The sequence below is a fragment of the Streptomyces sp. NPDC028419 genome (assembly GCF_055565515.1).
Window position 1 is genome coordinate 1 of sequence record NZ_JBVHUE010000038.1, and the last position, 23,715, is coordinate 23,715.

A 23,715-nucleotide genomic window follows, 5' to 3' on the forward strand; every position below is an offset into this window, starting at 1 on the left:
ATCCACACCGAACCCGGAAGGCCCTCACCCATTCAAGACGCCTCAGCCGAGACCTCCATCACCCGTCCACAACCTCCCGAGGCAATACAGCTAGGTGGAGCCGACCCAGGTGCCGACCGCGTAGGTCACGGCCATGGCCACCGCACCGCCCAACACATTCCGAAGCACGGCCCGCGAAACCCCCGCCGCCCCCAACCTCGCACTCACCCACCCACACAACGCGAGCGCGCACAACACCGCCCCCACCGTCACCGGCACCCGCCACCCCACCCCCGGCAACACGATCGCCAGCAACGGCAGCACGGCCCCGATCGTGAACGCGACCAGGCTCGCCAGCGCCGCGTGCCACGGGTTCGCCAGCTCGTCCGGATTGATCCCCAGCTCCACCCGGGCGTGCGCCCGCAACGCGTCCCGCTCCGTCAGCTGCTGCGCGGCCTCCCGCGCCACCTCCTCGCTCAGGCCGCGCGCCTCCAGCAGCCCGGCCAGCTCCGCCAGCTCCGCCTCCGGCTCCTCCTCCAGCTCCCGCCGCTCCAGCTCCAGCGCGGCCCGCTCCGAGTCCCGCTGGGAGCTGACGGACACGTACTCCCCCGCCGCCATCGACAGCGAGCCCGCCAGCAGCCCGGCGATCCCGGCCGTCAAGATGGCCGAGCGGCTCGTCGTCGCCCCGGCCACGCCCACCACGAGCCCGGCCGTGGAAATGATCCCGTCGTTGGCCCCGAGCACCCCGGCCCGCAACCAGTTGAGTCGGGTGCTGATGGCCCCGCTCTGCGATCCCTCGTCATCGTGCGTCACGGGTCCACTCTCCGGCACGCGCCCGCCCGGCGTGCGCGCCCACGCCCCTGGCACCAGGGTGGAGAGGTGAGACGAGGACGCGAGCAACCTGGCTGGCTGCGCGGGGAGCCCCCGCCGCGCTGGGCCCGCTTCGCACCCGCCGTCGCCCTCGTGGTGCTCGTGGCCGCCCAGGCCCTGACCCCGGGCAATGTGGAGCTGGGGTTCTTCCTGGCCGGACTGCCCCCGGTCGCGGCGTTCTCGTACGGGGCGACCGGCACCGCCTTCTTCGCCGCCCTGGTCCTGGCCCTGCTCGGCCTGCCGGGCCTCGGCGTCGGCCACGCCCGGGGCACCGACCTCGCCACCGTGGCCGCGATCGGCCTGCTCAGCGTGGTCATCGCCTGGGTGCGCAAGCGCCGGGACGCCCAGCTGGTCAGCGTCCGCACGGTGGCGGAGGCGGCCCAGCTCGCCGTGCTCCCGCCCGCACCGCCCGAGGTGGGCCCCGTCCGCTGCGCCGGGCTGTACCGGGCGGCCCAGCACGGCACCCTGGTCGGCGGCGACCTGTACGACGTACGGGCGGGCCCGCACGGGGTCCGCGCGCTCGTCGGGGACGTCCAGGGACACGGGCTGGCCGCGGTCGCCACCGTGGCGGCGCTGCTCGGCGCGTTCCGCGAGTCGGTGCTCGACGACACCGGGCTGGCCGCGGCCGCGGCCCGCCTGGACCGGCGCCTGCGCACCGACGCCGAGAACGCGGGGGACGCCGAGCTGTTCGCGACCGCCCTGCTGCTGGAGTTCCCGCCCGCGCTCGACCTCGTACGGGTCGTCTCCTGCGGCCACCCGCCGGCCCTGCTGCTGCGCCACGGCTCGGTCACCGAGCTGGCGGCGGAACCGGGCCCCCCGCTCGGGCTGGGGCTCTGGGACCTCGACCCGCCCCGCGTCGGCGTCACGGCGCTGCGCCCCGGCGACCGGCTGCTGCTGTACACCGACGGGGTGACCGAGGCGCGGGACGCGATCGGCGCGTTCTACCCCCTGGCCGACCGGGTGCCCGCCCTCCTGGCGGGCACCCCGGCGGACCTCGTGGGGCTGGCGGACGCCGTGTGGCGGGACCTGGTCCGCTTCACCGACGGCGGCCCGCGGGACGACGTGGCACTGCTCGTCCTGGCCGTCCCGGGGGCCGCGACGGGGCGGTGACGACTCGGTCCTGATCATGTGACCAAACCACGACAACCACCCATTTGGGCCTTTCCTCGTGTTTCCCTCGGTGATCACAGCTCACGCACCACCGCCGATCCGGAAACCGGGGAGCACGCATGAGGGCACCGCACAGGTACAAGCAGCGCATGGCCGCGGTCACGGCGGTCGCGGCCGCCGTCGGACTGCTGACCGGCGCGGTCCTCGGTACGGGCGGCCACGGCGACGGCCACGGCGCGACGGGCCGCCCGGATCGCAACGGTTCCGTCATCGAGGCCCCCGCCTCCGGCACGGTCTCCTCCGGCCTCGTCGTCACCCTCGACGACGATCCCGCCCCGCGGTGGACCACGAAGGCCCTCGGAAAGCCGCTGCCGTAGCTCAAGGAGCAGGACTACGACTTCGACTTCCCGAAGGCCCCCGGTACTTCGTGGCCGCCGACGGCCGGTGGGCTCAGCCGGCCTGGCGGATGAACGTCCGGACCATCCGGCAGGTGACGTTGGACGGCCGGTGGATGCCCACCCGCACCGCCATCGTCCGGATCTTCCGGTTCGTCGCGCGCTTGGCGTCGTACGTCCCCGTGTCGAGCAGGGAAATCGCCAGCCGCATCGCCTTGAGACGGCGGTTGTGGCTCTCGTACCACTCACGGGGCAGACCCGCGGGCAGTGGCTTCTTCTTGGGCATAGAAATGATCGCGGCAGCGGCCATCTACAGCCTCCCAAACGGTAGTTGGCTTCCTGTCGTGCTTCTACGATTTTACTGGGGACCACTGACAAAAGCCCCTGGCCAGACCGCCCTCGCTAGGCTTCGGCCATGGAGATCTGGATCAACCCCGCCTGCTCGAAGTGCCGCAGCGCGCTCACCCTCCTCGACGCCGAGGGCGCCGACTACACGGTGCGGCGCTACCTGGACGACGTACCGTCCGAGGACGAGATCCGCGCGGTGCTGGGCCGCCTCGGCCTGGAGCCGTGGGACATCACCCGTACGTCCGACCCGCTCGCCAAGGAGACCGGCGTGCGGGAGCTGCCGCGCGAGGCGACCGACGCCGCGCGGGCCCGCTGGATCACCCACCTCGCGGCGCACCCGAAGCTGATCCAGCGCCCGATCATCACGGCCGACGACGGCACCGCCCTCGTGGCCCGCACGGACGAGGCCGTCCGCGAGGCCCTCTCCCGGCACGCCTGACCCGGGCGCGCACAAACCCGCTGGCCGGGGGCGCCGGCGGGCGCGTAGCGTCGGTGCGCGTGACTCCTTCCCTGCGCACCGCACGCCTCGCCCTGGACCCGTACGCACCCGAGGACGAAGAGGACTTCGTCGCCCTCTTCCAGGACGAGCGGGTGTCGCGGTGGATGGGCGAAGGGCCCGTGCCGGAGGCCGACGACCGGGCCCTGTTCGGGCGGATCTTCACGAAGGTCTACTCCGGGAAGCTCTTCGACGTCTGGGCCGTCCGCCGCGACGGCCGCCTCGTGGGCCACGCCGAGATCAAGCCCACCGCCGAGAGCGGCGGCCACGAGATCATCTACGCCCTCTCCCCCGACGCCTGGGGCGCGGGCCTCGGCACCGAGATCGCCGAGGCGCTCATCGCGTACGCCACCACCACCCTCGCCCTGACCGAGGTCCACGCCACGGTCGCCGCACAAAACGCGGCCTCCCTGGCCCTGTTGACCCGCATCGGCTTCACGCACACCAAGGACATCCCCGAACCCGACGGCAGCACGACCCGACTGTTGAGTCGGGGGTTGGGGTAGGGGGCGGGGCGGTGGAGGGGCACGCGGCTTCGCCGCGTTGGGCGGGGGCTTCGGGTGGGGCGGGGTCGGGGAGGTCCCGGGGGCTGCCCGCCAGTTCAACTGTCTCTCCGTGCCGGGGCGACCTGTCAAGGGCGCTCCCTGCGGTCGCGTCGCTGCGCGATGGCCTGCGGCCACCCTTGACAGGCCACCCCGTCACGGAAAGCCAAGAACTGTCGGGAAGCCCCCGGAGGAAGGGCAGGGGGGACCGACATCTCCGACCGGGGTTCCGGGCGCCTGGGGCGGGGGCTCCGAGTGCGGCCATGCCGCGCCCTCCGGGCGAACAGCAACCGACACAAGCCACAAGCACGCTCTCAGATCGCTACGCGCTTCTCCGAGAGAAGCGTCTGCGAGCTGTTTTGGGCTGATTTGGGCTGGTGGGGGGTGCGGGAGGGGTGGAAGCTCGGCCCCACCGAGCAGGAGTCGGGTCAGGTGACGGTGGGGACTCAACACCCCTCCAAGATGCCCTATATATGGGCATTTGGAGGCTGTCTGCGAGGGGCGGACGGCCTCAGACCCGCCCCATGCTCGGTCTCGCCGAGTTCTCAACCCACACCGCCTGCAGGTGCGCCTCGAACGGATCCTCGGCAGGGATCTTGGGAGGGGTCAGGCAGGGTCATCACCCTCCCAGCGGAGCAGGTCGCCCGGCTGGCATTCCAGCGCCTCGCAGAGTGCGGCGAGTGTCGCGAAGCGCACCGCCTTGGCGCGGCCGTTCTTGAGCACCGCCAGGTTGGCGGGCGTGATTCCCACCCGATCCGCGAGGTCACCCACGGACATCTTCCGCCTGGCCAACATCACGTCGATGTCGACGACGATCGGCATCAGATCACCTCATCCAACTCTGCCTGCATCTGCGACGCTTCGACGTCGCGCGCGACGGCTTGGGCGAGCAGCATCCGCAGTACGAGCACGATGAGCGCCACGCCCAAGATGGCCAGGCCGATCCCGCCCATGATGACCGTGACACCCGGATCCTCACGCTGGCCGGGCGCATTGATCGCGGTGACCGTGAACCACAGGAGGGAAAGCGCCACGATCGCACCGATCACGGCGTCCACGTACCGGAAGGCCGCATGGGAGAAGACCGTTCCACGTCGCACCATCGTCACCAACCGCCACACACTGACCAGGGCAACCTGCGCCGCCAACATGCCCAGGACAACGATCACGCGCAGCGGAGTCAGCGGGAGCGACTCGTCGTCCGCGCCGGTGACCAGCACCCACACCATCCCCACCTGAACGAGCAAAGTGCCGGTCAGCAACACCCCGAGCACAACCCGAAGCGCACCCACAGCCAGCTTCCCCATGCCCCACCCCTCCATCCGACCATCCAGCCATCCAGCCATCCAGCCATCCGGCTACCCCTCTATCGACCCATCAGCCCATCGGCCCATCAAGCCATCAACCTGTCGATCCATCGAATGACGATGGCAATCTATCGAGAATCGATAGATCAGGCAAGGCGCTCCCACCCAAAACAGCTCGCAGACGCTTCTCTCGGAGAAGCGCGTAGCGATCTGAGAGCGTGCTTGTGGCTTGTGTCGGTTGCTGTTCGCCCGAAGGGCGCGGCAAGGCCGCTCTCAGAGCCTCCGGCGCATCGCTCGCAACGGGGCCACATGGGAAAGGTCCCCCCTGCCCTTCCTCCGGGGGCTTCCCGACAGTTCTTGGCTTTCCGTGACGGGGTGGCCTGTCAAGGGTGGCCGCAGGCCATCGCGCAGCGACGCGACCGCAGGGAGCGCCCTTGACAGGTCACCCCGGCACGGAGAGACAGTTGAACTGGCGGGCAGCCCCCGGGACCTCCCCGACCCCGCCCCGCCGAAGCCACAGGCAACCGCGGCGAAGCCGCGTGCCACCCCACCGCCCCGCCCCCCCTACCCCACCCGCCGCGCCAGTTCCGCCGCGGCCGTGAACGGGAGGGCGTGGTGGGAGGTTCCGGGGATTACGGCGACCAGCGCGTCCGGCACCGCCTCGGCGGCGGCGCGCGCCGCGCGGTCGGCGACGTGGCACCGGGCCTCCCCGGCGAAGAGCGCCAGCAGCGGCACCCCCGCACCCGCGCCGCCGCCCAGCAGCGGGCGCGGCCCCGTCACCGGCCGGGCGGTCGGGAAGCCGGCGGCGGCCGTGCGCATCCGCAGCCAGGCCGGGTCGAGCGCGGCGCCCCCGGTCTCCCAGGCCAGGAAGGAGCGGATCCGCTCCGGCGTGGGGCGCAGCAGCATCGGCAGGGCCCGCGCCACGTAGCCGGGGCGCAGCCCGGCGAACACCTGGGTGGGGTCGAGCAGCACCAGCCGGCGCAGGCGTTCGGGCCGCCGGGCGGCGTAGTGCGCGGCGATCCACCCGCCGTAGGAGTACCCGCCGAGCTCCACGACCGCCTCCCCCAGCCCGTCGAGGACGGCGTCGAGCCACTCGACCAGGTCCTCCACCGTGCGCAGGGGCCGCCCCTCGGCCGGCACGCTCAGGCCGGGTTCGCCCACCAGGTCCACGGCGTGCACCCGACGTTCCCGTGCGAGCCCGGCCCGCAGGCACTCCCCCCACACCAGCGACGAGGTACCGCCGCCGGGAAGCAGCACGAGCGGCGGAGCCCCTTGCGGGCCGACGCTGTTGACGCGGGTGGAGCCGTAGGGAGTCGCGAGCGCGCGCACGCCGACCACCCCCGGCCCGGACCACTGGCGGAGCGCGTCCTCATACGCGGCACGAAATCCCGCACGAAATCCCGCACCACGACCGACATCGGAGCGTTCACCACCGGAGCGTTCGCCATCGGAGCGTTCGCCATCGGAGCGTTCGGACATGATGATCGACTCCATCCCCTCGATGAGCGATAATCTCGCTGAGCGAGATATCTCTATCCGTGCCGGATCCTAGGCGGAGGCGCCATGCCCGACAACCCGAACCCGGACCACGGTCCTGCCCCCCGCCCCGCCCCCGACCCCCTAGAGGCCGTCCACCTGCTCCGGGCCGTCTCCGTCGAGTTCGGGCTGCGCCAGGCGGAGTTCGGGGCCGCTCACGGCATGCACGCGACCGACGTCCGGGCGCTGATCTGTCTGCTGGACGCGGCGCGCGCGGGGGAGAGTGCGACCGCGGGGTTGCTGGCCGCCCGGCTCGGTCTCAACTCGGCCGGTACGACCTCCGTGATCGATCGGCTGGAGCGGCTCGGCCACGTCACCCGGAGCCGGGACCGGGTCGACCGGCGTCGGGTGCTGCTCCAGGTCTCCCCCGAGGCCGTCCGGCTGGGCCGGGCCGCCTTCGGCCCGCTGGTCGACGGGCTGGTCGAGCTCCTCGGCACCTTCGACCCCGCCGAGCGCGCCGCCGTCACCCGGTTCCTGAGCGCCGCCCGAACGGCCCTCGCCCCGTGACCGGCCGCCCGCCCCAGGACCCGACCCCGGCCGCCGGGGCCACCACCGGCGCCGACCTCCACCTGGACCTCCCGCCGGACGGCCCGCGTCGCACCGTGCTCGCCCGGGCGTTGCGCGACGCCGTCCGCAGCGGCCGCCTGGCGGCCGGGACGCGGTTGCCGCCCTACCGTTCCCTCGCCGCCGACCTCGGGGTGGCCCGGGGCGCGGTCTCCGACGCCTACGCCGAGTTGGTCGCCGAGGGCTGGTTCACCGCCCGCCAGGGCTCCGGGACCCGGGTCGCGGAGGGGGTGCCGGTGCGTGCGGCGCGTTCCGCGTCCGGGCCGGCGCCGGCGCCCCGGGCGCACGCGTACGACCTGACCCAGGGCAAGCCCGATCCCGCCTCCTTCCCGCGCGGCGCCTGGGCCGCGAGCGCGCGGCGGGCCCTGGCCGCGGCTCCGGACGACGCCTTCGGGCCCGGGGACCCGCGGGGGCGCCCGGAGCTGCGGCGGGCGCTGGCCGAGTACCTGGCGCGGGCGCGGGGGGTGCGTACCGACGCGGAGCACGTCGTCGTCTGCGCGGGTTTCGCCAACGGCCTGCGCCTGCTGGCGGGGTTGCGGCCGCGGGACTGGGCGGTGGAGGAGTACGGGCTGCCGTTCCACCACGGGATCCTGGCCGCCGCGGGCGTGCGGGCGCACCCCGTCCCCCTGGACGGGGACGGGGTCCGGACCGACGCGCTGCCGGCGCGGGCGCGTACGGTCCTGCTCACCCCGGCGCACCAGTTCCCGACCGGCGGGCCCCTGCTCCCGGCGCGCCGCACGGCGGCCGTGGAGTGGGCGCGGTCCACCGGCGGCGTGATCGTGGAGGACGACTACGACGGGGAGTTCCGCTACGACCGCAAGCCGGTCGGCGCCCTGCAGGGCCTGGCGCCGGAGCAGGTGGTGCACGCGGGCTCGCTGAGCAAGAGCCTCTCCCCCGCCCTGCGGCTGGGCTGGCTGGTCCTGCCGGGCGCGCTGGTCGGGCAGGTCGTGGCGGCGAAGGGGCTGCGGGAGTCCTGGACGAGCGCCGTGGACCAGCTGACCTTCGCCGACTTCCTGGACTCGGGCGCGTACGACCGGCACGTCCGCCGCATGCGCCACCGCTACCGCGACCGCCGCGACCACCTGGCCGCCACCTTGGCCCGGCGGGCCCCGCAGGTCCGGGTCACGGGGATCGCGGCGGGCCTGCACGCCGTCCTCGAACTCCCGCCGGGCACGGAGTCGGCGGCCCTGGCGGCGGCGCGGGGGGCGGGCCTGCTGCTGGACGGCCTGTCGGAGTACCGCCATCCCGCGGCCGGGCCGCTCGGGAGCGCTCAAGAGGGCCTGGTCGTGGGCTACGCGGGCTTGGGCGACCGGGGGTTCGCGGAGGCCGTCGAGGTCCTGGCGGGGGCGCTGGGCAGTATGTGATCCACGACTCCTCGTTCGGATTGATCTTGCGAAGACGGGATCTCATCTTGCAGTGTTCTGTTCAGGCCGAAGAATATTCAGAACTGAGTATTCGGAACCTCACCTGGAGGGGACACGCGCATGACCACGTACGCGACCAGCGAGCGCCCGGCGCTGTACGAGATGTTCGACGAGCGGTTCCGGACCGGCCGGTGCATGAACGGCGACGCCGACCTCGAAGTCCTCCACACCGGCTGCCGGTGGGCCGAAGGGCCCCTCTACCTGCCCGCTTGGCGGCAGTTGGTGTGGAGCGACATCCCCAACGACCGGATGCTGCGCTGGGACGAGGAGACCGGCACCGTCAGCACCTTCCGCCGCGCGGCCGGGCACACCAACGGCAACACCCTCGACCGGCAGGGCCGCCTGATCACCTGCGAGCAGGGCAACCGCCGGGTGACCCGGACCGAACACGACGGCACGATCACGGTGTTGGCCGACCACTGGCAGGGCAAGCGGCTGAACAGCCCGAACGACGCGACGGTCCGCTCCGACGGCTCGATCTGGTTCTCCGACCCCGACTTCGGCATCACCAGCGACTACGAGGGCCACCGGGCGCAGAGCGAGATCGGCGCCAACAACGTCTACCGCATCGACCCCGGCACCGGTGAGGTACGGCTGGCCGCCGACGGCTTCGGCGCCCCGAACGGCCTCGTCTTCTCGCCCGACGAGCGGCAGCTCTTCGTCTCCGACACCCGGGCCGGGCGCATCCGCGTCTTCGACGTGCGCGAGGACGGCACCCTGTCGGACGGCGCCGTCTTCGCCGAGGCCGGGGCCCGCGGCGGGGCCCGCTTCGACAACCTCCGCTTCGACGACGGCGGGCGGCTCTGGGTGGCCGCCATGGACGACGGGGTGCACTGCTACGACCCCGACGGCACGCTCATCGGACGGCTGCGCGTCCCCGAGGCGGTGTCCAACATCGCGTGGGGCGGGGCCAAGCGCAACCGGCTCTTCATCACGGCCGAGACCAGCCTCTACTCCGTGGTCATGGCCGTCACCGGCACCCACCCCACCGGCCCGGGCCGCCGCCCCTGGCTCGACGGGGGCTCCCGATGACCCCGACGGACCCGGCGGACCCGGCGCTCCCCGACCCCGACGAGGACCGGTCCGCACCCGGCTGGGCGGCGACGTGCGCCTGGGTGGCCGGCGGGCTGGCCACCGGGGAGCGCATCGAGGCGGTGACGCCGCTGCGCGGCGGCTGGACCTCACGGATGCGCCGGCTGGAGATCGCCGGTCCGGCCGGTCGCCGCACGCTCGTCCTGCGCTCCTTCATCAAGCCGTTCTACGCCCGGCACGCGCAGGGGCTGCTGCACCGCGAGGCGGACGTCCTGCGGCTGCTGGCGGGTACGGAGGTCCCCGCGGCCGGGTTCGTGGCGGTCGACGCCGCGGCGCGCCACTGTGACCACCCGTCCCTGCTGATGACCCTGCTGCCCGGGACCGTGCGCGTCGCGGACGACGCGGAGGCCGATCGGCGCGCCGGGCTGCTGGCCCGCCAGTTGGTGGCCGTGCACGGGCTGTCGGTGCCGGCGGCGGAGCGGCCCCGCGACTACGAGGCGTGGACCTCCGCCGAGCGGGTGCGCCCGCCCGCGGACACCGGGCGGCCCGAGCTGTGGCGGCGGGCCGTCGACGTCATCCGCCGGGACCCGCCCGCGTACCGCCCCCGCTTCCTGCACCGGGACTTCCATCCCGGCAACGTCCTCTTCACCGGCAGCGGCGCCGGACTGCGGATCAGCGGGGTCGTCGACTGGGTGGAGACCTCCTGGGGCCCCGCCGACCTGGACGTCGCGCACTGCTCGACGACGCTGGCCCTGCTGTACGGCGTGCCGTCGGGCATGGCCTTCGCCGACCGGTACGCGGCGGCCGGGGGCGTCCTGGCCGGGGACCGCGCCGCCCACCTGTACTGGCGCCTGTTGGACGCCCTGGCCTTCGCCCCGGACGCCGAGAAGGTGGCCGGACCCTGGCACGACCTCGGCCGCACGGACCTGACCCCGGCCGTGCTGACCGGACGTCTGGAGGACTACGTCCAGGCCCTCTTCGACCGGTACGAGCGCACCTGACCCCGCTCCACCGTCCGCGACCTCGTACGCTGATCACCACAAAGGGGACTTATACCCACAAAGGGACACCACCCAAAAGGACACCGATGAGCGACATCACCCCCGCCGCGCCCGCCCCCGCCTCCCCACCCCCGCTCCCCCGACCCCACCGGGGCGCCGACTGGATGTTCGGCGGGGTGTACGGAACGGTGCTGGCCAGCGGGTTGCTGGCGGCGCTGGACCAGAAGGGCGGCGAGTCCACTCCGTACTACGACGCCAGCTGGGTGCTGGTGACCGCCGCGACCGCCGCCCTCGCACACGGGTACTCGCACCACATGACCACCCACCGGGACGGCTCGGCGGGCCACCGGTGGCGGCTGTTGGCGCGGGCGATGTTCAACGAGTGGCCGATGATCGCGGCCACCCTGCCCACCGTGGTCCTCCTGCTGCTGGCCGACGCGATCGGCTGGGACTCGCACGGGGTGACGGCGGTCGGGCTCGGCCTGAACACCGCGCTGCTCTTCGCGTGGGGGGCCGTGGTCGCGATCCGGGTCGGCTACCGGCTGAGCTCGGCGCTGCTGATCGGAGCGGCGGACGCCACGATCGGACTGGTGATCATCGTGGCGAACGCGCTCATCAAATAGCGGCCGGAGCCACCCCTGCACCCCGCGTCCCGCGCCCTACGCCCAGACCTGGGACTCCGCCTCCGCGAGGATCTCGGTCAGCCGGGCCCCGAAGGCCGCGTCCCGCGGATCCGGCACGCCCGTGCGCGCCGAGGTCAGCAGGGCGTCCAGGGCGCGGCCGTAGGCGCCCGGTACGTCGCTCCAGTCCGGGAGGCCGTGGACGCCGGCCGCGCCGCGCAGTTCCAGGCCGACCCCGGCGGCGGCAGCGGGGGCGCCGAGGCTGAGGGTGGCCGTGCTGGCCGCGCCGGAGGTGTGCAGGAGCGCCAGCTGGACGACGTCGGAGGGGCCGCGCGCGGCGGTGACCCGGACCACGTCGCCCAGGACGGGGATGAGGACGGACAGGGCGTGCGGGCCCACGTCCCACAGGCCGCCCTTCTCCTTGCGCCAGGGCGAGTCGGCGTACGCGCTGGGCGCGCCGTCGGGCGGGAAGACCGCGCCGAGCCAGTGGGCGCTGGCGGTGAACCAGCCGTCGCGGGCGGCCTGTTCCTCGACCCAGCGGGCGGTGGGCTGGGCGAAGCGCAGGGTGAGGAAGACGATGGAGGCGACCTGGTGGCGCGCGGCGGCTTCGGCCACGGCGCGGGCCTGCTCCACGTCGGTGGCCACCGGTTTGTCGAGCAGCAGGTGGCAGCCGGCGGCTGCCGCGCGGACGGCCAGCGGGGCTTGGACGTCGGGGGGCAGGGCGAAGGCCACGACGTCACAGTCGGCGAACAGGGCGTCGGGGTCTTCGTACACCTTCACCCCGTACTCGCCCGCCAGTTCGGCGGCGGCTTCGGGCCGTCGCCCCCAGATCCCGGCGAACGTGGAGCCGGTGTGCGCGGCCAGGGCGGGGGCGTGGGTGCGGCGGGCCCAGGGGCCCGTACCGAGCAGGCCCACGCGGGGCGGGGCCCCTGCGGGCAGGTCGGAGCCGTCACTCGCCGAAGTCAAATCATACGAAATGCTCACGCGCCCAGTCTGCCCGACGCGCACGCCGCCCGGGCGGACGCACGCCCACGCGCCCCCGCGCCCACCCCTGGCCGTAAACACCGGTAACACGGGGTTCACACATGGGCAACGGAAGAGAAATCGCGAGCGGGCACGCTGCGGTCATCACCGCGGTCAACGCAGCACCCGCAGAGTCTGAGGACGGTCCCGTGAGCTACAAGGCTGAGTACATCTGGATCGACGGCACCGAGCCGACGGCCAAGCTTCGCTCCAAGACGAAGATCATGTCGGACGGCGACGAGCTGCCGATCTGGGGCTTCGACGGATCGAGCACGAACCAGGCCGAGGGCCACGCCTCCGACCGGGTGCTCCAGCCGGTGTTCTCCTGCCCGGACCCGATCCGCGGCGGAGCCAACCTCCTCGTCCTGTGCGAGGTGCTGAACATCGACATGACCCCGCACGAGTCGAACACCCGCGCCCTGCTGCGCCCGGTCGCCGAGAAGCACGTCGCGCAGGAGTCGATCTTCGGCATCGAGCAGGAGTACACCTTCTTCGACGGCGTCCGCCCCCTCGGCTTCCCGGTCGGCGGCTTCCCCGCGGCCCAGGGCGGCTACTACTGCGGTGTCGGCTCGGACGAGATCTTCGGCCGGGAGATCGTCGAGAAGCACCTCGACCACTGCCTCGCGGCCGGCCTGAGCATCTCCGGCATCAACGCCGAGGTCATGCCCGGCCAGTGGGAGTTCCAGGTCGGCCCCGTCGGCCCGCTGGAGGTCTCCGACCAGCTGTGGATCGCGCGCTGGCTGCTCTACCGCACGGCCGAGGACTTCAACGTCTCGGCGACCCTGAACCCCAAGCCGGTCAAGGGCGACTGGAACGGCGCGGGCGCGCACACCAACTTCTCGACGAAGGCGATGCGCGAGGACTACCGCGCGATCATCACCGCCTGCGAGTCGCTGGGCGAGGGCTCCAAGCCGCTGGACCACGTCAAGCACTACGGCGCCGGCATCGACGAGCGGCTGACCGGCCTGCACGAGACCGCCCCCTGGAACGAGTACAGCTACGGCGTCTCCGACCGCGGCGCCTCGGTCCGCATCCCGTGGCAGGTGGAGAAGGACGGCAAGGGCTACATCGAGGACCGCCGCCCGAACGCCAACGTCGACCCCTACGTGGTGACCCGCCTGATCGTGGACACCTGCTGCACCGCCCTGGAGAAGGACGGCCTGGTCTGAGACCGACCCGCCCATCGACGACGGCGCCCGCCGACCCCCGCGACCGCGGTGGGTCCGGCGGGCGCCGTTGTCAGTGGGGCGTGCCACCGTGGTTCCCATGACGGGGACCACGGGGATCACGGGAACGGCGTTGGCGATCAGGATCGGGACGGAGCTCGGCGAGGCCCACGTGCGGCCCGGGCACGGCGAGTTGGAGCGGCTGGCGGAGCGGATCGGCGCGGACGGGGACCGCTTCCTCGTCGTCGAGCGGATCCCGAGCGATCCCGACGTCTACGTGCAGGTCTGGCACGACGCGGCGGACGCCGGGCCGCGGACCTACCAGTTGGAGCATCGCGACGGTGACCCCGGGCGCCACTTCCGCACCTACCCGCGCGGCGCTCGGGAGGTCGGCGCGATGCTGGCCGGCTGGGCGCGCGGGGACGCGGACTGGGATCGGGGGACGGCCTGGGAGCACGTCCCCTTCCCGGCGACGCGGACGGCTCCGCCGCTCGACGCCACCGTGCGCGGGGAGTTGGAGCAGCGGGTCCGCCTCGCGCTGCGGTGCGGTTACGACGGGCGGCCCGAGCTGACCGAGCTGGCCGAGGACTACCTGGTGGACGGTCCGGTGCGCCCGGTCTCCGCGGCGCAGGCCGCCGAGCTGGTGGTGCGGCTGTGGCGGGAGCGGGTCGCGGAGCAGGCGGGCTGGGTCGGCGAGACCGATCCCGAGCGCGTGTCGCGGGCGTTCGCGGCGTTGGAGGCCGCGGGGATCACCGCCCGGGAGGACTTCGCCTGTTGCCGCGGCTGCGGCCACGCGGAGATCCGGGGCGCCGGGGCCGAAGGGGCGCGCGGCTTCGTCTTCTTCCACCGCATGTGCACCGAGGGCGCCGCGCAGGGCGGTGACCTCATCCTGATCTACGGGAGCTTCGGGGCGAGCGGGGGAACGCAAGCCTGGGAGGCGTCGACCGCGGCGGTGGGCCGCGAGGTGGTCGCCGCCCTGGCGGAGGTGGGACTGCGGTGGCTCTGGGACGGATCCGCCCAGGATGCGATACGCGTGACGGGCCTGGACTGGCGCAAGCGGCTGGCCCGCTGACGGTTTGTCCGGTATTGATGCGGTGCCGTGCGGCCATGATCACGGAATTTGAGATTCCGATCCAGCAGATGAGACGGGGTCTGCCCTACGCCTCCGACATCTGCTTGAATGGCCGCATGGCCGGCTACCCGCACTACTCCTCGACAGGTCGCAGCGACCTCGAGCCGTTCTGGCCTTCCCGTCAGGATCACGATTTCGACCGGGTGTGTTGCCGCGCGAAGAACGCGCCGGCCCTCTAAAGCCTTCCGGAACCTCTGTACCAGACCTTCCCGAAGGCCTTCGGTCTGCGCGGTACGACGACGCACGTCTCCTGCCGACTCCCCCGCGTGAAAGAGCTGACCACTCATGGCGAACACCCGTACCCTCTCCACCGCTGCGACCGCCGCGACCGCCCACCGCCCCTACCCGCCCAGTACGAACCCCAGCCCCCGCCACCGGCTGCGCGCCGTCGACCGGGACGAGGTCGCCCGCGTGGTGGACCTGCTGCCGCCCGGCGCCACCTGGCTGCCCGCACCCCAGCACACCGTGCCGACGCTGCCGGGCCAGCCGCCGATGGTCGGCTACCTGGTGCTCGTACCGGCCGATCACCAGCAGCCGCCGATCGCCTTCGCCCCGTCCCCGTTCGCCACGACCCCCTTCGGCCCGGGCACCCCGGCCCGGGCGGCGGCTCCCGCCGCCCCGGCCATCACGGGCGACGCGCTCGTCCGGATCGACCCCGAGCAGCGCACGGCCGAGGTCGACGGCGAGGTGCTGGACCTGACGTACCTGGAGTTCGAGCTGCTGGCGCACCTGGTGGCGAACCCGCACCGGGTGCACAGCCGTGACCAGCTGGTCACCACGGTGTGGGGCTACGGCCACGTCGGCGACGGCCGGACCGTGGACGTCCACATCGCCCGGCTGCGCCGCAAGCTGGGCGCGGCGAACCGCGGCGCGATCCAGACCGTGCGCCGGGTGGGCTACAAGTACGCCCCCTGAGCGCTCGTGCGCAGTCGGCCGAAGTGAACTGAACTGGTACCGACGGTGGGCCCGTGCTTCGCGAGGGGAGGCACGGGTCCACCGTTCGTCCGTACGAGACCCCGTAGGGGGCCTACACGGCCGGCGCCCCGCGTCGGGCCCTGGCCCGGCCGACCGCGCCGAGGACCATGTCGACGGCCAGGAAGCCCAGCAGGCTGATCCCGAGCAGCGGCACGAACCAGCCGACCACGGCCGTGACGGCGGCCAGCGGCAGCAGCACCGTCAGCGGCGCCTTGCGCCAGGCGCCGCGCGGCTGGGCCCGGCCCACGGACAGCGCGCGGTCCTTGGTCGGCCGGCGCAGCCACCACATCCGGTAACCCCAGAAGACCAGGAACATCAGGGCGAGTCCGAGCGCCGCCAGCGCGAGCTGGTTGACCAGACCGAAGAGCAGCCCCATGTGCCCGTCGATGCCGAAGCGGGTCAGCTTGGCGAGCAGCGGGTAGTCGGCGAAGCGCAGCTCGTCCATGACCGCGCCGTCGGCGGGGTCGACGGAGACGGCGTCGAGGTGGACCGGGACCGTGCGGTCCCGCTCCTTGATGACGTACCCCTTGCCCTGGGCGGGCAGGGTCACCTGGAGCTGCTCGGTGACCCCGGCCGCGCGGGCGGCCGCGACGGCCCTGTCGATGCCGACGTCGGGCCCGACGGGCATGATCATCTGGCCGTTGGCGTCGATCTGGTGGTTCGCGTGCTCGTCGCCGCCGTCGTCGGCGCCGCCCTTGAGCTTGGCGGAGACGGACGGCGTGGCGCCGCCCAGCTGGTCCTGGAGCTGCCCGATGTTCTCACCGGCGTACTTCGACCAGGTCAGGCCGGTGGCCGACAGGGCCACCAGGCCCACGACGGCCCACAGGCCGACGGTGCCGTGCCACGACAGGGTGCGGCGGCGGCCGGTGGCCGCGCGGTCCGGCAGGACCAGGTCCGCCCGGCGCTTGCGGGTCCGGCCGATCCACAGCGCGAGTCCGCCGAGGGCGACGACCCAGAGCCAGCTCGCGGCCAGCTCGCTGTAGTTGCGCCCGATCTCGCCCAGTTGGAGGTTGGAGTGGAAGGCGCTGAGCCAGGCGCGCAGCGGCAGCGCGTCGCCGCTCGTGGCCAGTTGGCCCCGCACGTCGCCGGTGTAGGGGTCGACGAAGACGGTGAGCGTCTCGCCGTCCGCGAGCCCGGGACTCTTCATGATCACTCGGGTGGTGGCGTCCGCCTCGGGCGCCGGCCAGACGCCGGTGACCTCGCCCTTGGGCGCGGCGCCCTTGGCCGCCTGGACCTGTGCGCTGAGCGGCAGGACGTGCTGGCCGACCCGGGCGACGGTCAGCTCGTCGGAGTAGACCACCTTCTCCGCCTGGAAGGAGAGGGCGTACATCAACCCCGTCGCGGCGGCGACGAAGAGCAGCGGGGCGACGAGCAGCCCGGCGTAGAAGTGCATGCGCAGGACGAGCGGGCGCAGGCCCGCCCAGGCGCCGCGCCGCCGGGCCTCGGGAGTGGGTGCGGGCGCGGCGGCGGGGGCGCCGGCGTCTCTGAGTTCTTCAATGGACATGACGGTCCTAGGTGTTGGCGAAGACAGGGGGAAGCGGCCCCAGGTCTCGCCGGATCGCCGGTCAGGCGCAGGCAGGACGGCCGGGGGCCGTGGCACGGGTGGTCGGCCACCCGGGTGGTCCGCGCCTGACGGCGTCATGGGCGTGGGCGGCCCCGCGCAGCGCGCGCGGCGGCTCCGGCGTGCGGGGGCGCACGGGGCGTGCGGGCGTGTGGGGGCGGTGCGCCCCCACGAGCGCCAGCGCCCGGCGCAGCGGCGCGGCCGCGACGACGGCGAGCGACCCCAGCGCGCGGGCGAGCCGGAAGACGGCGGCTTCGCCCCAGGCGAGCCAGATCGCGCAGAACAGGGCGGCGAGCACGTGGGCGGCGATCATGCCGAGCCCGCCGTGCCCGGCCATGGCACCCATGCCCGACATGGCGTCCATCCCCGGCACGGCGTCCATGCCGGGTATCGCGCCCATGCCCGGCATGCCGTCCACCCCGGGAATCGCGCCCACGCCCGGCATGGCATCCATGCCCGGCACGGCGCCCATCCCGGGCATGGCGGCCATGTCCGCCGCGGCGCCGTGCTGCATGCCCGCGGTGCCGTGCTGCATGCCCGCGGTGCCGTGGTACATGCCCGCGGTGCCGTGGTGCATGCCGGCCATCCCCGGCAGGTCGATCACGGGGGCCGCGCGGCCGGTCGTCGCGGTCGGGGCCGCGGCTGCGGCCCCGTGCGGCTCGCCCACCGCGGAGAAGATCAGGTGGAGCACGCCCTGGACGGCGACGAGCGCGGCCCCTATGACCACGCCCCCGCGCCGCCGCCCGGCGCCCAGCCAGGCGAGGGAGCCCGTCACCCCGAATGCGGCCAGAAGGCCAGGAGCCGGAAGGTCATGGCCAGACATGTACGAATGCCCCAAGGCGGCCAAAGCGACACACACCGCCGCGAACATCGCGGCCCGCGTACGGCGCATCGGCGCGGGGGCAGGTGACATGGTCCGCACATGTTCCCACCCCGTCGCGCGGCACGGGAACGGCGGTACCGGTTGCGCGGGCCACGTACCCATGGACGATCATGGTCGGGTGAATCCACTACTGCTGGGGCCGGTCTACACCGGCGGCGTGCAGCTCGGCGCCTACGCGCTGGAGCGGCTGGGCGAGCGGGAGCGCGAGCAGGTGCTGCGGGGCTGCTCGACCAATGTCGACAACCTCGCCGCCGGGCGCTGGGAGACCTTGCTGAGCAGCGCCTTCGTGGTGGAGGAGCCGATGCCGCTGCCCTACGCGCTGTTGCTGCTCGCCGTCCTCGGGTACGCCGAGTACGCCTACGGGGCCTGGTGGACCGCCGGCGTGTTCCTGCTCGGGCACGCCGGGGCCACGCTGCTCGTGTACGGGACGCTGCGGGCCCGCCGGCCCGGTCCGGGCACCCGGCGGGCGGTGGACGTGGGGACCAGCTACGGCTTCAACGCGGTCCTGGGGGCCCTCACCTCGGCGCTGCCCCGCGGGGCAGCGCGGCACACCGCCCGGGCGGGGCTGCTGGCGCTCGGGCTGCGGCCGGTGCTGCGGCGCGAGCGGACCTTCACGGACGCCGGGCACCTGGTGGCGCTGGGGATCGGGGTCGGGCTCTCGCTGGCCGCCGATTACCTTTCCCGCCCGAATCATTCGAAAATAGGCTAAGAGCCACCCGCAGGACAGAGCCACCCGTACAACGCTGGAGTTGCCCACGATGACCGCCACCCCGTCCACCACCGTCGCCAACCTCCGCGACCTCGGCGGCACCCGAATAGCCGGTGGCCGCACGGTGCGCCCCGGCCTGGTGCTGCGCTCCGGTCAGCTCGACCGGCTCGACCTCGCCGCCGACCCCGCCGTGGCGGCCCTGGGACTGCGGACGGTCATCGACTTCCGCACCGACGCCGAGCGCGGCGACCACCCGGACGTGCTGCCGCAGGGGGCCCGGATGCTGGTGGCCGACGTCCTGGCCGACAAGGTCAACGCGGGCGGCATGCCCGCCGCCGCGCAGCTCAAGGACCTGCTGTCCGATCCCGCGGTGGCGCAGCGGCACCTGGGCGGCGGGAAGGCGCAGGCGCTCTTCGCCGAGACCTACCGGTCCTTCGTCAGCTCTTCCTCGGGCCAGGAGGCGTACCGGACGCTGCTGACGGAGCTGGCGGACGAGGAGTCGGGGCCGCTGCTCTTCCACTGCACGGCGGGCAAGGACCGTACCGGGTGGGGGGCGACGGTGGTCCTCTCCCTGCTCGGCGCGGACGACGAGACGCTGATGGAGGAGTACCTCTCGGTCAATCCGGCCGTCCGCAGGGCCTTCGCCCCGATGATCGAGGGCTTCACGATGGCGGGCGGCGACCCGGAGATCGCGATCGCCCTGATCGGGGTCGTGCCGGAGTACCTGGAGGCGGCCCTGGACGAGGTGGCCGTGCGCTACGGCTCGATGGAGAAGTACGTCCGCGAGGGCCTCGGCGTCCCGGACGCCACGGTCGACGCCCTCCGCGCCCGCCTGACCGGCTGACCGCCTGACCGGCTGACCGGCTGAGCGACGAACCGGCTGACCGACTGACCGGCCGGCCCGGCCCCGACACGCCCAAGTGCCGCGCCCGGGGCCCGAGTCGACCGGGTGACCATCCGGGCATTCGCTCGTTCTGCTGAACGTGACTGCGCCGGACACCGCCACCCGCCCCCGCCCGCACCCCCTCGACGCCGGGGTCGACGTCGAGCGGGCCGAGGCCGCCATCGTCGAGCACTACCCGCGGCTGGTGCGGCTCGCCTACCTCGTGCTGCCGCCGTCGCTCGGGCGCAACCGCCGGGTGCTGACCGCGCACGCCCTGACCCAACGGGCCCTGCCGCGCGGCCGGGAGGCCTCCGGCGCGCAGGGCCTCGTACCGTTCCAGCGCGGCGGACAGGACGGCGATCCGGGCGCCGACGCCGGTTACGCCTACGTCCGGCTCCGGGTGCTGCGCGCGGCGCTGGAGGCCGGGCTGCCCCTGACCTTCCGGGCGCTGCCCCGGCGCGCGCAGCTGCCGCCCGCGCTGCCGCAGGTGTGGGGGCTGCGGCTGTTCCCGCGCTCCGGCGGGGCCGAGGAGCTGGCCCTGGACCAGTGGCTGGCCACCCTCGACGGGCCCGCCCGGGCGGCCTGCGTGCTGCGCGCCCTGGAGCGGCTGGACGGCCCCGAGGTGCTGCTGGTGCTGACCGAGGCCGGGGTGGTGGATCCGGAGGCCGCGCTCGCCGGCGCCGGGGGGCCCGAGAACGACGCCCTGTTCGCCTCGCCCGAGTTCGACCCCTGCGTGCTCCAGGCCCGCCCCACCGACCTGCTGCGCCGGCGGCGCTGGGTGCGCGGTTCGCTCGCGGCGGGCGCCGCGCTGCTGGTGGGCGGGGCGCTGCTCGCACTGCCGGGTGGGGGGTGGGGCTCCGACGGCGCCGCCGCGCCCGCGTACGCCCGTAACGCCGCGGCGGAACAGGCCCTGGACCCGGCGAAGGTGACCCGGGCGGCCGCCGGGCGGTGGCGCACGGCCGACCGCGTCGACTTCTCGGTCTGGCCCGCGCGGGGCGACCGCCAGGACGACAAGGAGCTGCTGCGCCGCGCGCTGGCCGTCTGGGCCCGTCCCGGCGCCTCGGTGGTGGTCTCGGCGACCCCCGACACCCCGACGGGTCCGCCGATGGGACCGCCGCAGCTGCTGTTCGCGGGCACGGTGGACCAGGCGGTCGTGGTGCTGATGCACGACGGGCTGCGCGTGGTGCGCTACGCGGAGCCGCTCTCGGGGACCTCCGGCGCGGCCCTGGACTTCGCCCGTACGGACGGGGCGGCGGCGGAGACGGCGACCGCGCTGGTGCTGAGCCGGGTCGACGGAAACGTCCGCTACCTGACGGCGCCGTGGGTGACGGGGGTGACGGTACGGGACCTGCTGAGGCCCGCGGACGCGCCGACGCCGCTGCGCCTGGGCACGGACGGGATCACCGCCCCGGTGGCGGGTCCGGCTCCGGCCGGTGCCTGTACGGCCTGGAACGCGCTGGCCCTGGAGACCGCCGCCGGGCCCCGGCTGGTGACGGACCTGGGCGAGCTGACCCCGGCCCGGCTGACCTCGGGGGCGCCGGGCGCGGCGCGCGACGTGACGCAGGTGGCGGAGCTGAGCGAGTGGTCCCGGATCGCGTGCCTGCTGCCGGCGGTCCGCTCGCACGGGGTGCGGACGGTCAACTCGTGGGCGTACGCGCGCCAGCCGCTGCCGGAGGGCAACGGCACGGCGGCCTGGCTGTGCACGCGGGCCGAGACCTGGCGGGGCACGGCGGACCGGGTGCAGGCGCAGTTCCTGGCGCCGGGCGCGCAGGTGGCGGCGCAGGCGGCCAAGGCGGAGGGCTCGCCGGCGTGCGGGCCGCGGGAGCCGCAGGTCTTGGCGGGCGTGCTGTGGAAGTCGCAGGGCGGCCACTGGTACGTGCTGGCGGCGGGTACGGCGCAGTTCACGTCCCTGTCGGTGACGGGCGGGGCCACCGGGTCGGCGACCGGGAACCGGCTGGCGGTGAAGGCGGCGGAGGGCGCGCAGGTGGAGCTGTCCGGGAAGCTGACGGACGGCACGAAGGCGGGGGTCCTGCGGTAGCCCGCCGGGAATCGGTGCACGGGGGGGTGTCGCACCGGCTTACCCATCAGTACATTGACGCCATGTCTAATACGCCGTCCGCACCTGCACCCGCACCCGTGGCGTCGGAGCACATACCGCTCAAGGCCCGGAACGTGTCCTTCTCCTGGGAGGACACCCCGCTCCACTGGCTGCCCGGCGACCCCTTCGCCGGGCACACCATGAACGTGCTGCACCTGCTGCTCCCGGCGGGCGAGCGCTGGTTCGTGCACGTCTACAAGCAGGTGCTGCCGTACATCACGGACGAGCGGCTGCGGGCCGACGTGGTCGGCTTCATCGGCCAGGAGGCGATGCACGCGGCCGCGCACGACGACGTACTGCCCCACCTCAAGCGCCTCGGCCTGGACCCCACCCCGTACACCGCGCAGGTGGACTGGCTCTTCGAGAAGCTGCTCGGGGACCGCACCCTGCCGCCGGGCCGGGCCCGCGAGTGGTGGCTCAAGGAGCGGGTGGCGACGATCGCGGCGATCGAGCACTACACCGCCTTCCTCGGCAACTGGATCCTGAACGCGGACGAGTTGGACCGGCGCGGCGCGGACCCGGTGATGCTGGACCTGCTGCGCTGGCACGGGGCCGAGGAGGTCGAGCACCGGGCGGTGGCCTTCGAGCTGTTCATGCACATCGACGGCGGCTACCGGCGCCGGGCCAGGACCTGGGCGACGGCCTTCACGGCGCTGGTGTTCCTGTGGCAGCGCGGCGCCCGCTTCTTCATGGAGAACGACCCCGGCCTGCCGCGGGCCAAGGCCTCCCTCGGCCAGTTCTTCCGGGCCGGGCAGCAGGGCGTACTGCCCTCGACGGGGGCGATGTTGAAGTCGATCCCCTCCTACCTGTCCCGCTCGTACCACCCCTCGCAGGAGGGCTCGACGGCCCAGGCGGTGGCGTACCTCGCCAACTCGGCCGGCGCGAACGGCGGTGCCCGGTGATGTGGCGCGCGGCCACGGTGGGCACCGCGGTCGGCGCCGCCTGGCTGACGCGGCGGGCGCTGCGCCGCCGGATCGAGCGCTCGCCGCTGTGGCCGCTCCCGGCCCTGGAGCAGCCGATCTCCGGGTACTCACCGCGCCGGTCGCTGCGCGCGCTGATCGTCTCGCGCACCGAGCCGGCGCAAGGGGTGCTCCGGCTGGTCCTGGAGTCCGCCGAGCTGCCCGCGTGGGCCCCGGGCGCGCACGTCGACGTCACGCTGCCGTCGGGGCTGGTGCGCCAGTACTCGCTGTGCGGGGACCCGACGGTCGCCGGCCGGTACACGATCGCGATCCGGCTGGTGGAGGACGGGCGCGGGGGCTCGCGGGAGGCGCACGCGCGGCTGACGGAGGGCTCGGAGCTGGAGCTGCGGCCGCCGCGCAACCGGTTCGCGCTGGTTCCGGCAGCCTCGTACGTGTTCGTCGCGGGCGGGATCGGGATCACCCCGATCCTGCCGATGCTGCGCGCGGCCACGGCGGCGGGCGCCGAGTGGACGCTGCTCTACGGCGGCCGGAGCCGGGCCTCGATGCCGTTCCTGGACGAGCTGGCGGCGTACGGGGAGCGGGTCACGGTGGTCCCCGAGGACGAGGCGGGCCTGCCCGACCTGGCCCCGGTGGCCGCGGCCGCGCCGGGCACCGCGGTCTACTGCTGCGGCCCGGGCCCCCTGATGGCGGCGGTGGTGGCGGCGGCCCCGTCCGGGGTGGAGGTCCGGCTGGAGCGCTTCGCCCCGGCCGCGGCCGCGGGGGCGGAGCGGCCGTTCACGGTGACCCTCGGCCGCTCGGGCCGCACGGTCGAGGTCCCGGCCGACGGCACGACGCTGGCGGCGGTCCTGCGGGAGCTGCCCAACACCCCCTACTCCTGCGGGCAGGGCTTCTGCGGCACCTGCAGGCACGGGGTGCTGGCGGGCGAAGTGGACCACCGCGACGACCTGTTGAGCGACGCGGAGCGGGAGACCTCGATGCTGCTGTGCGTGTCCCGGGCGCGGGGCGGGCAGCTGACCCTGGACCTGTGACGGGGGCGGCCCAAAGACCCCTCCGGGGGCGGGGGGGGGGGGGGGGGGGGGGGGGGGTGGGGGGGGGGGGGGGGGGGGGGGGGGGGGGGGGGGGGGGGGGGGGGGGATGGACG

Annotated in this window: 26 protein-coding genes; 18 read left to right on the top strand and 8 right to left on the bottom strand. The window is 74.1% G+C overall.

The window, feature by feature from the left end:
* Positions 1 to 90: 90 nt before the first annotated feature.
* On the bottom strand, positions 91 to 792 hold the full coding sequence (locus ACZ4UB_RS33110; protein WP_468075990.1) for a VIT1/CCC1 transporter family protein: 702 nt from the start codon (positions 790 to 792) through the stop codon (positions 91 to 93).
* Between the two features lie 66 nt (positions 793 to 858).
* Between ACZ4UB_RS33110 and ACZ4UB_RS33115 the strand changes: the two genes are divergently transcribed.
* Both ACZ4UB_RS33115 and ACZ4UB_RS33120 read left to right on the top strand, forming a co-directional pair.
* Entirely contained in the window at positions 859 to 1,959 is a 1,101-nt protein-coding gene (locus ACZ4UB_RS33115; RefSeq protein WP_468075992.1) for a PP2C family protein-serine/threonine phosphatase, read from the top strand.
* 119 nt (positions 1,960 to 2,078) lie between these two features.
* Positions 2,079 to 2,336: a hypothetical protein gene (locus tag ACZ4UB_RS33120; RefSeq protein WP_468075994.1), complete on the top strand. Its 258-nt coding sequence runs from the start codon at positions 2,079 to 2,081 to the stop codon at positions 2,334 to 2,336.
* Between the two features lie 73 nt (positions 2,337 to 2,409).
* On the opposite strand, the gene ACZ4UB_RS33125 is transcribed toward ACZ4UB_RS33120, so the two are convergent.
* Complete coding sequence (locus tag ACZ4UB_RS33125) at positions 2,410 to 2,664, bottom strand: hypothetical protein (protein WP_354383481.1); 255 nt, start codon at positions 2,662 to 2,664, stop codon at positions 2,410 to 2,412.
* 105 nt (positions 2,665 to 2,769) lie between these two features.
* Between ACZ4UB_RS33125 and ACZ4UB_RS33130 the strand changes: the two genes are divergently transcribed.
* Together ACZ4UB_RS33130 and ACZ4UB_RS33135 are read left to right on the top strand one after the other, a co-directional pair.
* Positions 2,770 to 3,141: an ArsC/Spx/MgsR family protein gene (locus ACZ4UB_RS33130; protein ID WP_354383482.1), complete on the top strand. Its 372-nt coding sequence runs from the start codon at positions 2,770 to 2,772 to the stop codon at positions 3,139 to 3,141.
* A gap of 59 nt (positions 3,142 to 3,200) precedes the next feature.
* On the top strand, positions 3,201 to 3,704 hold the full coding sequence (locus tag ACZ4UB_RS33135) for a GNAT family N-acetyltransferase (protein ID WP_468075996.1): 504 nt from the start codon (positions 3,201 to 3,203) through the stop codon (positions 3,702 to 3,704).
* A gap of 642 nt (positions 3,705 to 4,346) precedes the next feature.
* Here the strand turns inward: ACZ4UB_RS33135 and ACZ4UB_RS33140 are convergent.
* From ACZ4UB_RS33140 to ACZ4UB_RS33150, 3 genes are all read right to left on the bottom strand, one after another.
* The gene (locus tag ACZ4UB_RS33140) at positions 4,347 to 4,562 is read right to left on the bottom strand and encodes a helix-turn-helix domain-containing protein (RefSeq protein ID WP_354383484.1); all 216 of its coding nucleotides are present in this window, start codon (positions 4,560 to 4,562) and stop codon (positions 4,347 to 4,349) included.
* Positions 4,562 to 5,047 (bottom strand): DUF2975 domain-containing protein, encoded by a 486-nt coding sequence (locus ACZ4UB_RS33145; protein ID WP_468075999.1) that lies wholly within the window; start codon positions 5,045 to 5,047, stop codon positions 4,562 to 4,564. The genes ACZ4UB_RS33140 and ACZ4UB_RS33145 overlap by 1 nt, the downstream gene beginning before the upstream one ends.
* A gap of 564 nt (positions 5,048 to 5,611) precedes the next feature.
* Positions 5,612 to 6,376 (bottom strand): alpha/beta fold hydrolase, encoded by a 765-nt coding sequence (locus tag ACZ4UB_RS33150; RefSeq protein WP_468076001.1) that lies wholly within the window; start codon positions 6,374 to 6,376, stop codon positions 5,612 to 5,614.
* 234 nt (positions 6,377 to 6,610) lie between these two features.
* Between ACZ4UB_RS33150 and ACZ4UB_RS33155 the strand changes: the two genes are divergently transcribed.
* The 5 genes from ACZ4UB_RS33155 to ACZ4UB_RS33175 all read left to right on the top strand — a co-directional run bounded on the left by ACZ4UB_RS33155 (position 6,611) and on the right by ACZ4UB_RS33175 (position 11,227).
* Positions 6,611 to 7,090, top strand: a complete 480-nt coding sequence (locus ACZ4UB_RS33155) for a MarR family winged helix-turn-helix transcriptional regulator (protein WP_468076003.1) — start codon at positions 6,611 to 6,613, stop codon at positions 7,088 to 7,090.
* Positions 7,087 to 8,511 carry a MocR-like pyridoxine biosynthesis transcription factor PdxR gene (pdxR, locus tag ACZ4UB_RS33160; RefSeq protein WP_468076005.1) on the top strand — a complete coding sequence of 475 codons (1,425 nt, stop codon included), beginning with the start codon at positions 7,087 to 7,089 and terminating at the stop codon, positions 8,509 to 8,511. The genes ACZ4UB_RS33155 and pdxR overlap by 4 nt, the downstream gene beginning before the upstream one ends.
* 120 nt (positions 8,512 to 8,631) lie before the next feature.
* Entirely contained in the window at positions 8,632 to 9,603 is a 972-nt protein-coding gene (locus ACZ4UB_RS33165; protein WP_468076007.1) for an SMP-30/gluconolactonase/LRE family protein, read from the top strand.
* A complete protein-coding gene (locus ACZ4UB_RS33170; RefSeq protein WP_468076009.1) occupies positions 9,600 to 10,604 on the top strand; it encodes a phosphotransferase family protein in 1,005 nt (334 codons plus the stop codon). The genes ACZ4UB_RS33165 and ACZ4UB_RS33170 overlap by 4 nt, the downstream gene beginning before the upstream one ends.
* Before the next feature lie 86 nt (positions 10,605 to 10,690).
* Positions 10,691 to 11,227, top strand: coding sequence for a hypothetical protein (locus ACZ4UB_RS33175; protein WP_468076011.1), 537 nt, complete (start codon positions 10,691 to 10,693; stop codon positions 11,225 to 11,227).
* Between the two features lie 36 nt (positions 11,228 to 11,263).
* Here ACZ4UB_RS33175 and ACZ4UB_RS33180 read toward each other — a convergent pair whose 3' ends face one another.
* Entirely contained in the window at positions 11,264 to 12,202 is a 939-nt protein-coding gene (locus ACZ4UB_RS33180) for a Gfo/Idh/MocA family protein (RefSeq protein WP_468076108.1), read from the bottom strand.
* Positions 12,203 to 12,396: 194 nt separating this feature from the next.
* Here ACZ4UB_RS33180 and glnII point away from each other — a divergent pair, with 194 nt between their 5' ends.
* From glnII to ACZ4UB_RS33200, 4 genes are all read left to right on the top strand, one after another.
* Complete coding sequence (glnII, locus tag ACZ4UB_RS33185) at positions 12,397 to 13,416, top strand: glutamine synthetase (RefSeq protein WP_354383491.1); 1,020 nt, start codon at positions 12,397 to 12,399, stop codon at positions 13,414 to 13,416.
* A gap of 97 nt (positions 13,417 to 13,513) precedes the next feature.
* Positions 13,514 to 14,485: a DUF6891 domain-containing protein gene (locus ACZ4UB_RS33190; RefSeq protein WP_468076013.1), complete on the top strand. Its 972-nt coding sequence runs from the start codon at positions 13,514 to 13,516 to the stop codon at positions 14,483 to 14,485.
* A 35-nt stretch (positions 14,486 to 14,520) separates the two neighbouring features.
* On the top strand, positions 14,521 to 14,724 hold the full coding sequence (locus ACZ4UB_RS33195; protein WP_468076015.1) for a hypothetical protein: 204 nt from the start codon (positions 14,521 to 14,523) through the stop codon (positions 14,722 to 14,724).
* Positions 14,725 to 14,830: 106 nt separating this feature from the next.
* Positions 14,831 to 15,460, top strand: a complete 630-nt coding sequence (locus ACZ4UB_RS33200; protein ID WP_468076017.1) for a winged helix-turn-helix domain-containing protein — start codon at positions 14,831 to 14,833, stop codon at positions 15,458 to 15,460.
* Between the two features lie 112 nt (positions 15,461 to 15,572).
* On the opposite strand, the gene ACZ4UB_RS33205 is transcribed toward ACZ4UB_RS33200, so the two are convergent.
* Together ACZ4UB_RS33205 and ACZ4UB_RS33210 are read right to left on the bottom strand one after the other, a co-directional pair.
* On the bottom strand, positions 15,573 to 17,024 hold the full coding sequence (locus ACZ4UB_RS33205) for a PepSY-associated TM helix domain-containing protein (protein WP_468076019.1): 1,452 nt from the start codon (positions 17,022 to 17,024) through the stop codon (positions 15,573 to 15,575).
* A gap of 61 nt (positions 17,025 to 17,085) precedes the next feature.
* The gene (locus tag ACZ4UB_RS33210) at positions 17,086 to 17,904 is read right to left on the bottom strand and encodes a hypothetical protein (RefSeq protein ID WP_468076021.1); all 819 of its coding nucleotides are present in this window, start codon (positions 17,902 to 17,904) and stop codon (positions 17,086 to 17,088) included.
* Between the two features lie 178 nt (positions 17,905 to 18,082).
* Between ACZ4UB_RS33210 and ACZ4UB_RS33215 the strand changes: the two genes are divergently transcribed.
* The 5 genes from ACZ4UB_RS33215 (at position 18,083) to ACZ4UB_RS33235 (ending at position 23,602) form a co-directional block, all read left to right on the top strand.
* The gene (locus ACZ4UB_RS33215) at positions 18,083 to 18,673 is read left to right on the top strand and encodes a rhomboid-like protein (protein ID WP_468076023.1); all 591 of its coding nucleotides are present in this window, start codon (positions 18,083 to 18,085) and stop codon (positions 18,671 to 18,673) included.
* Between the two features lie 49 nt (positions 18,674 to 18,722).
* Positions 18,723 to 19,517 (top strand): tyrosine-protein phosphatase, encoded by a 795-nt coding sequence (locus tag ACZ4UB_RS33220; RefSeq protein ID WP_468076025.1) that lies wholly within the window; start codon positions 18,723 to 18,725, stop codon positions 19,515 to 19,517.
* A gap of 139 nt (positions 19,518 to 19,656) precedes the next feature.
* The gene (locus ACZ4UB_RS33225) at positions 19,657 to 21,594 is read left to right on the top strand and encodes a hypothetical protein (RefSeq protein WP_468076027.1); all 1,938 of its coding nucleotides are present in this window, start codon (positions 19,657 to 19,659) and stop codon (positions 21,592 to 21,594) included.
* Between the two features lie 62 nt (positions 21,595 to 21,656).
* Complete coding sequence (locus tag ACZ4UB_RS33230; protein ID WP_468076029.1) at positions 21,657 to 22,556, top strand: metal-dependent hydrolase; 900 nt, start codon at positions 21,657 to 21,659, stop codon at positions 22,554 to 22,556.
* A complete protein-coding gene (locus tag ACZ4UB_RS33235) occupies positions 22,556 to 23,602 on the top strand; it encodes a PDR/VanB family oxidoreductase (RefSeq protein WP_468076031.1) in 1,047 nt (348 codons plus the stop codon). Before ACZ4UB_RS33230 ends, ACZ4UB_RS33235 begins: the two co-directional genes overlap by 1 nt.
* The last annotated feature ends 113 nt before the right edge of the window (positions 23,603 to 23,715 follow it).